Source organism: Lentibacter algarum, from assembly GCF_018860975.1.
GTDB classification, from domain to species: Bacteria; Pseudomonadota; Alphaproteobacteria; order Rhodobacterales; family Rhodobacteraceae; genus Lentibacter; species Lentibacter algarum_A.
The window spans coordinates 409957-417067 of sequence record NZ_JAHKQI010000002.1 but is presented as its reverse complement, the minus strand read 5'-3'; the positions used below and the strand labels follow the sequence as shown (position 1 = coordinate 417067).

General features: G+C 52.4%; 5 protein-coding genes. 2 read left to right on the top strand and 3 right to left on the bottom strand.

Annotation, left to right across the window (positions count from 1 at the left end; genetic code table 11):
- On the bottom strand, positions 1-1077 hold a 1077-nt coding region (locus KO498_RS02615; protein ID WP_215958313.1), incomplete at its 3' end, for a DNA cytosine methyltransferase.
- 500 nt (positions 1078-1577) lie between these two features.
- Between KO498_RS02615 and KO498_RS02610 the strand changes: the two genes are divergently transcribed.
- A complete protein-coding gene (locus KO498_RS02610) occupies positions 1578-2420 on the top strand; it encodes a hypothetical protein (protein ID WP_215958312.1) in 843 nt (280 codons plus the stop codon).
- On the top strand, positions 2417-3247 hold the full coding sequence (locus tag KO498_RS02605) for a radical SAM protein (RefSeq protein WP_215958311.1): 831 nt from the start codon (positions 2417-2419) through the stop codon (positions 3245-3247). Before KO498_RS02610 ends, KO498_RS02605 begins: the two co-directional genes overlap by 4 nt.
- Before the next feature lie 195 nt (positions 3248-3442).
- Here KO498_RS02605 and KO498_RS02600 read toward each other — a convergent pair whose 3' ends face one another.
- Both KO498_RS02600 and KO498_RS02595 read right to left on the bottom strand, forming a co-directional pair.
- Complete coding sequence (locus KO498_RS02600; RefSeq protein WP_215958310.1) at positions 3443-5839, bottom strand: 1-deoxy-D-xylulose-5-phosphate synthase N-terminal domain-containing protein; 2397 nt, start codon at positions 5837-5839, stop codon at positions 3443-3445.
- An 11-nt stretch (positions 5840-5850) separates the two neighbouring features.
- Complete coding sequence (locus KO498_RS02595; protein ID WP_215958309.1) at positions 5851-7053, bottom strand: methionine gamma-lyase; 1203 nt, start codon at positions 7051-7053, stop codon at positions 5851-5853.
- Positions 7054-7111: the final 58 nt, after the last annotated feature.

Genomic DNA, 7111 nt, shown 5'->3' with positions numbered 1-7111 from the left:
CTGAAATTGGGGGCTAGACACCTCCCGAACGGAGAATCCCCGATGCTCGTCGGGATGCAAAAAATACCGATGTTGCCCAAACCGAGTATCGACAGTTGGTGAAAGGCCGTCCCAACGCGGTCTTCGATACTTGCCGTTGAATGTGTTAGTTATATCCAAATACCCATCAACTTTACGAAGATATTTTTTCTCCAGCAGAGACTTTGCCAACGTGTCTGTACTGCATCCAAAATACTCTCGAAGTAGATCATATGAAACCGGATCGGCGTCCCCAGTGTCTCGGCGACGGCTTTGACGTCTGAGCTTAACGATAGTCTCAAGAAACGACACTTCGTTCTGACTTACAGGCCCGAAGACGTCTGGAATATCCCAAGTATGGACTGACGTTAGTCCCCTCCGAACATTTGATAGCTTTTGCCCCGGTCCAATTTTTTCAGAGATAAGGAAATCGGCACATCCTTTTTCCAACGTGGGCTTGTCTACATTATTTTGGTATCCAACGTTCTTTAGCGCATCCCGTAAGGACAACCTTTTTTTACATTTTAGCTGCAATCCTAATGGTTTGTCAGCAAGAACGGCAACAATTAAAACTCGTACCCGGGTTTGGGCTACACCATAATCCGCGATATCATGTATTGCCCAATCAACTGAGTATCCCGCGCTCTCCAAAGTGCCTATCGTCTTTTCAAAGTGATGCGAGTTCGCCGGATTCAACAAACCTTTGACATTCTCAATCACAACCACTTTTGGACGAGCTAGCGAAGCGATTTCGGCGACATTCACAAGATGGTTGTTTCGATAATCTTTTGGGTCGTTTTTGCCGGCTGTTGAGAAACCTTGGCAGGGTGGGCCCGCAATCAGAACATCAGCTTCAGCCGCGACGGCAATGAGCTCTCCATCTGGTTCGGACAGGTCTTTGTTCAAAGCTCGAGAACCCAAGTTCTTTTCAAGTGTAGCTAACGCAGTTGCGTCATGATCGAAGGATCCAACTTGGTGGAACCCAGCCATTTCAAATCCTAAGTCGAGCCCTCCGCAGCCACTGTACAAGCTGACGTATCTTATGTTCTCGTCTTGCACGATTGTTAGGCTCCACAAACAGTAGTTGGCGTGGACCTATTTTTTTGAGTCGCACTTACGATTATAGTAGCAGCTTGTTGCGTAGCTTTAAACCAGCTTTGGGCGGGGTGGTTGGCGGGAAGTTCCGGAATCCTCAGCTTGAATTAAAACGAAAAAACGGCAAATATTGCACCAGCGCGCTAAGAGGTCAATTCGTCCCTCGGGAGTACTCTCACAGCGAAATTCCGGATTGACCGGCCGCACCGCAGCATGGCCAAGGGTTGGTCAATGTCGACAATGGGCAGATCCCGCCGAACGAGATGACTCAGATTGTACCATAAGAACGATTGGGTTAGCGTATTTTAGTTCAATGGCGCTGAACTGAAATGGAAGTTTGTCCCAATTGGGGTCAGGGCCACATGTAATGTCAACGCAACTTGAGATTGAGGCCTTCTCGTGCTTTTTGGTAGACGAGTTGCCACCTTTCAGAGAGTGCGCATCCACATCTGAAAGGGGAAAAAATGCGCAGACGTCCACTATTTCAACTCATGTTGCTACTAGATGTCATTTTATTCGGGCTAGCTAGTTTCGGAGCTAACTACCTTCTGAGTTACGAGAAGGTGGAGGGGAGAACCTACCTAATCGTCATGGCCGTCGCGTTAGCAATCTATTTAGTGGTTCGTGTCGTCGGCACGTCTGGACACAGAGTAGCTCTACTGGCGCACTCTCGCCTCTCAGATCGTATCGCCGATTCACTAATGTCATATGGGCTAGAAGACACATACAACATGCAACGCCGGGTGGACAAAAGTCGCAGAAATTCTGACACCCAAGACACAATTGAAGAAGCGCAGATCATTAAGTTGGCCGCTAACTCTGGTGCTTCGTACCTGTCTCGGGGTGTCAATCGTCACTGGAAATATGTTCAGAAGCGCCTTGAAAAAGGGATACCTGTTAAGATTATTCTTCTTGACCCGAATTCGTCCGAAAAATCCTTCAGAAACAAATTAAATAACGGTAATGAGGGAGCGGATAGCAAATTGCCCCTCGAGGACATCATTAGGACCGCAGAGTCGCATCCAGACTTCCAAGTTCGCTTCGCTCGCACTGGAATGAGCTGTACAGTCTTTTTGTCCCATGAAGTCGCATATTTTGACCCGTATCATGTGGCGATGGATGGAGGAAGGATTTCAAACCTGTTCCTCTGCATGAAGTTTAGGTCAATGTTGCCAACTGAGGGGATTAGCCACTTTGAGATGCTCAACAAACATTTTGAGACACTTTGGGAGAACTCGATTACCCTCGATAGCTGGATGGAAGGTAAAAAACGTGACAAGCCTAAGGCGCAAGAGACGCGCGAGTGAGGGCCGTCTTCAATTTTGAGCATCGTTGCTCTCTTAAATGCCCTTGGTGCTATATTTCCTTTGGTGGGTCAGCACCCGAACCTTCAGTTTGTGTGAAAGTGACGGAAGAGCTTTTGAACTATGGCGTTGACTACATCACATTTGGTGGAGGCGATCCATCAAGCTATAGTTTTGTCGAACAATTGGTGAGCATTTCGAAGTCCGGAGGAGCATTCGTTCATCTGGATACAAACGCGGTCGGGTTCCACAGAAAAGAGAGTTCATTGTCTTGGATTCCAAAATTTGTTGACTTGGTCGGGCTTCCGATTGACGGCGCTGATTCGACCGTTCACGCCTCGGTTCGAGGCGACAGGCGGAATTTTGAGGCAGTCACAAATTTTGCTGCTTGGTTATCAAGTAACGATGTTCCGCTCAAATTTAATACGTTCTTAAATCCAGAGAACATCTCGAGCATGCGGGGGATACTCGAATGTGTATCGCCATTTGGGCCGAGAATTTGGAGCATATACGAGTATTGGGAGCCCTCGAGCCAACCAGACATAGGCAATAAATGGTCCTGCAGTATTGCCGACCTGACCACTGTTAAAGACGAAATATCTTCTTTCAAAGCCTCTTTTGATATTGAATTTGTTCGAAAGCACACTCGTCGACTTAATTATCCGATAGTTTCACATGACGGTCAGATATACACGCATTCAACTGCTTCTTTGTTCTCATATGAGGATATAGGCTCTATTTTCTCTAAAGGTACCCTCGCAAAGGCATTTGATTTGTGCGCTGACCAATCGGAAAAGGCTGAAACTCGCCATAAGTTCAGATTTAGCTGATATAACTTTGGATGTGGAATGCAGTCCTGCACTTGACATAACCATCACCCAAGCGAATGGCGCGTAAGGTCCGCTTTTGGGAAGCTGCATTGCAGCGTCAATTGTGACGCTCAATGTCCGCTTAGGGCCGATCGCGTCGATCTGCAATAAGGGCGGTGAACCGCCAATCACAGCCACGGTATTGGTCACAAAACCTCAGTTGTAGGTGTGCGTATCCGGAATGCTTTGGTTCAGTTCTTTCCCGACCGTCAAACCATTCACCCGTTCCACGATGGCAGCCGCGTCAATGCCGTGGTGGCGATAGAGATCAGCGATGGTCCCAGTTTGGCCAAAATGCTCGACCCCCAACGGAACCGTCTGATGCCCCTGAACACTGCCGAGCCATGACAACGTTGCGGGATGACCATCGATGACGGTGATGACCTTGCAATGCGGTGGCAAGTCGGTCATCAGGGTTTCAATATGGGCTTGCGCTGCCTTGTTTCCCCGTGAGCGAGCCCGTTGCGCCGCAGTCCAACCGGCGTTCAGCCGGTCTGCCGACGTTACGGCGAGAACGCCGACATCGCGCCTCGCTTCACCGATTATACCCGCTGCTTTGATCGCTTCCGGCGCAACGGCTCCCTGATAAGCAATGACCACTTCACAATTCGGCCCCGGCTTGCGGAGCCAATAGGCCCCATCGATGGCACCTTGACGGAAATCCTCATCCCTCCGTTTCCCAGGCTGCTCAATCGGATTGGTGGTCATACGCAGATAGACCGATCCCCCGGTTTCATCGCGCAACCATGTCCGCTCATCCGGGTCGTCCTCGCCATCGCGCTGTAGATAGTCGAAAGCCCATTGCATGATCACGGCCAACTCGTCTGCAAAGGCGGGTTCAAACGATGCCAGCCCATCCTGAGACATCCCGATCAGTGGCGAGCCCACAGATTGGTGTGCGCCGCCCTCGGGCGCCAACGTTACGCCGGAAGGTGTGCCCACAAGGATGAAACGTGCGTCCTGATAACAGGCATAGTTCAACGCATCGAGCCCGCGCGCCACGAAGGGATCATAAACCGTTCCGATGGGGATCAGCCGTTTGCCAAAAATGCTGTGGCTCAAGCCAGCAGCTCCCAGCAGCAACATGAGGTTCATCTCCGCAATGCCCAGTTCTATGTGCTGACCTTTGGGCGTAAATTCCCATTTCGCGGTGGAAGGGATACGATTCTCTATAAATGCATCTGCTTGCTCCGCGCGAGCAAAAAGCTTGCGGCGGTTCACCCAAGGGCCGAGACTGGTGGTGCCAGTAACATCCGGTGATGTGGTGACGATCCGCGCGGCCAGTTCACTGTCACCCTTGGACAAGTCATCAAGAATCTTACCGAACGCCATTTGGGTTGAAATCTCGCGCGAGGTGTCGATGTCAATAACCGGGACCGCCAGCTTGTCATCGTGATAGCGACGCGTGCCCTTGGCAAAGAACGGCACATCCGTCAGAAAATCACGCAGGGCCGCTTCGTCTGGAACGGTTGCCATCAGCTCCCATTCCTCCCCTTTTGCAACGCCCATATGAGCCTGCCAATCGGCAAACTGAGTTTTGCTCATCAGCCCGCCGTGGTTGTCCTTGTGGCCTGCGATCGGCGTGCCCCAGCCTTTTATTGTATACGCAAGGAAACAGGTCGGGCGGTCATGGTCGATGGCATTGAACGTATCGGCCATAGTCTCGACGCAGTTGCCTCCGAGGTTCTCCATCAATTCGGCCAGTTCATCGTCGCTGCGCCGTTCAATCAATGCGCTGACGTCGCCCTGATCCCCCAGATCATCCAAAAGCCGTTTGCGCCAAACAGCCCCGCCCATGTAAGTCAACGCCGAGTATTCCTGGTTCGGGCAAGCGTCGATCCAGTCACGCAATTTGTCTCCGGCCGGTTCCTGGAATGCCGCTCGCTGCAAAGCACCATGTTTGATCCGCACCACGTCCCAACCGAAGGCATCAAAAATCTTCTCGAGACGCTCGAAAAGCCCTTCACGCACGATCCCGTCGAGCGATTGGCGGTTATAGTCGATCACCCACCATGTGTTGCGCAGATCGTTCTTCCAGCCCTCTTGCAAGGCTTCGTATATATTGCCCTCATCCAATTCTGCATCGCCCACCAATGCGACCATGCGGCCCATCGGGGCATCGCCTCCCCAGCTTTTGGCTTTGATATAATCCTGAATGATGGAAGCAAAGGACGTGATCGCCACACCCAATCCCACCGAACCGGTTGAGAAATCCACATCGTCGATATCCTTGGTGCGGCTGGGGTAGGATTGCACACCACCGAACCCGCGGAAGTTTTCCATCTTCTCGCGCGTCTGGTTGCCCATGAGATACTGCATCGCGTGGAATATCGGCGAGGCATGGGGTTTCACAGCCATTCGATCCTCTGGCTTCAGCGTCGAGAAGTAAAGCGCAGTCATGATCGATACCATCGACGCCGACGAGGCCTGATGACCGCCGACTTTGATCCCGTCCACCTTGGGCCGCACGTGATTGGCGTGATGGATCATCCAATGCGACAACCACAGCAGGCGCTGTTCAATGGTTTTCAGATGGGTCAGATCAGGACGCATGGCGCTATTCCTTATTCGGCTGCATGGCGTTCCGGCATTGGCAGGGCTTGCTCCAGATCGGCAAGGATGTCCTCGACCTCTTCCAGCCCCACGGACAGGCGGATCAAACCGTCGCTGATATCATGTTCGGCGCGTTCCTCGGGCGTGTAAGTAGAGTGGGTCATCGAAGCCGGATGCTGGATCAGTGTCTCAGCATCGCCCAACGAGACCGCTCGCTGGATCATCTTCAGCCTGTTCATAAAGGCAATGCCCCCAGACATACCGTCATCGATTTCAAACGCGATCATTGCGCCGGGTTGATCCATTTGCTGCTCTGCCAGCTTCTGCTGGGGGGAGTTTTCCAACCCCGGGAAATACACGGCCTTTACTGCAGAGTGCCCTTCCAGGAATTCGGCAACGACACGGGCTGAGGCGCAGTGGCGATCCATACGCAGCGCCAGCGTTTTTAGCCCGCGCAAGATCAACATCGCGTTGAACGGAGCCATCACCGCGCCGGTCATATCTTTCATACCCACCAACCGGATTTCGGCAACCTGCTCTGCACTGCCTGCAACCAGCCCGGCCACCACATCGCCATGACCGCCAAGGTATTTGGTGGCAGAATGCACAACAATATCGGCGCCCCTCTCAATCGGGCGTGTCAGGTAAGGCGTGGCATAGGTGTTGTCGACGACCACCTGCGCACCCGCTGCGTGGGCAATCTCGGCCGTGGCCGCGATATCCACCAGCCGCATATTTGGGTTAGCCGGGGTTTCGAAATAGACGACACGGGTTTTGTCGGAGATTGCTACGCGTAGTTTTTCCGGATCGGTCATGTCTATATGGGTGATCGTGATCCCCCATTTTGCCAGCCCATGCTGCATGAAGGCAAAGGTGCAGCCATATACAGTTTTATCTACAATCACTTCGTCACCTGGCGAGAGCAGCGTCCATAGTACGGCGGTAATCGCGCCCATGCCACTGGCAAGCGCCAAGCCAGCCTCGGCCCCCTCCAACGTGGCAATGCGACGCTCCAACAAATCGCAGGTCGGGTTCGAAACTCGGCCGTAGACATGCCCCTGCCGCTCACCTGCGAACATCTCGCCACCAGCCTCGGCAGTCTCAAAGGCAAAGGTCGAAGTCAGGTGCAGAGGCGGCGTTAGCGCTCCTTCGTTTTGCATCGGATCATAGGCGTGGTGAATAGCGCGGGTGGCAAAGCTAGCTGGACGGGTCATAAGTGGCTCCTGAATCGACATCATGCCATTATGCGCTACCCAGAACGGAATTTAATTG

What these genes read in the sequence shown, in the direction of transcription:
- KO498_RS02595 (WP_215958309.1), bottom strand. Translation starts at nt 7,053, where the DNA reads ATGACCCGTCCAGCTAGCTTTGCCACCCGCGCTATTCACCACGCCTAT.
- KO498_RS02610 (WP_215958312.1), top strand. Translation starts at nt 1,578, where the DNA reads ATGCGCAGACGTCCACTATTTCAACTCATGTTGCTACTAGATGTCATT.
- KO498_RS02600 (WP_215958310.1), bottom strand. Translation starts at nt 5,839, where the DNA reads ATGCGTCCTGATCTGACCCATCTGAAAACCATTGAACAGCGCCTGCTG.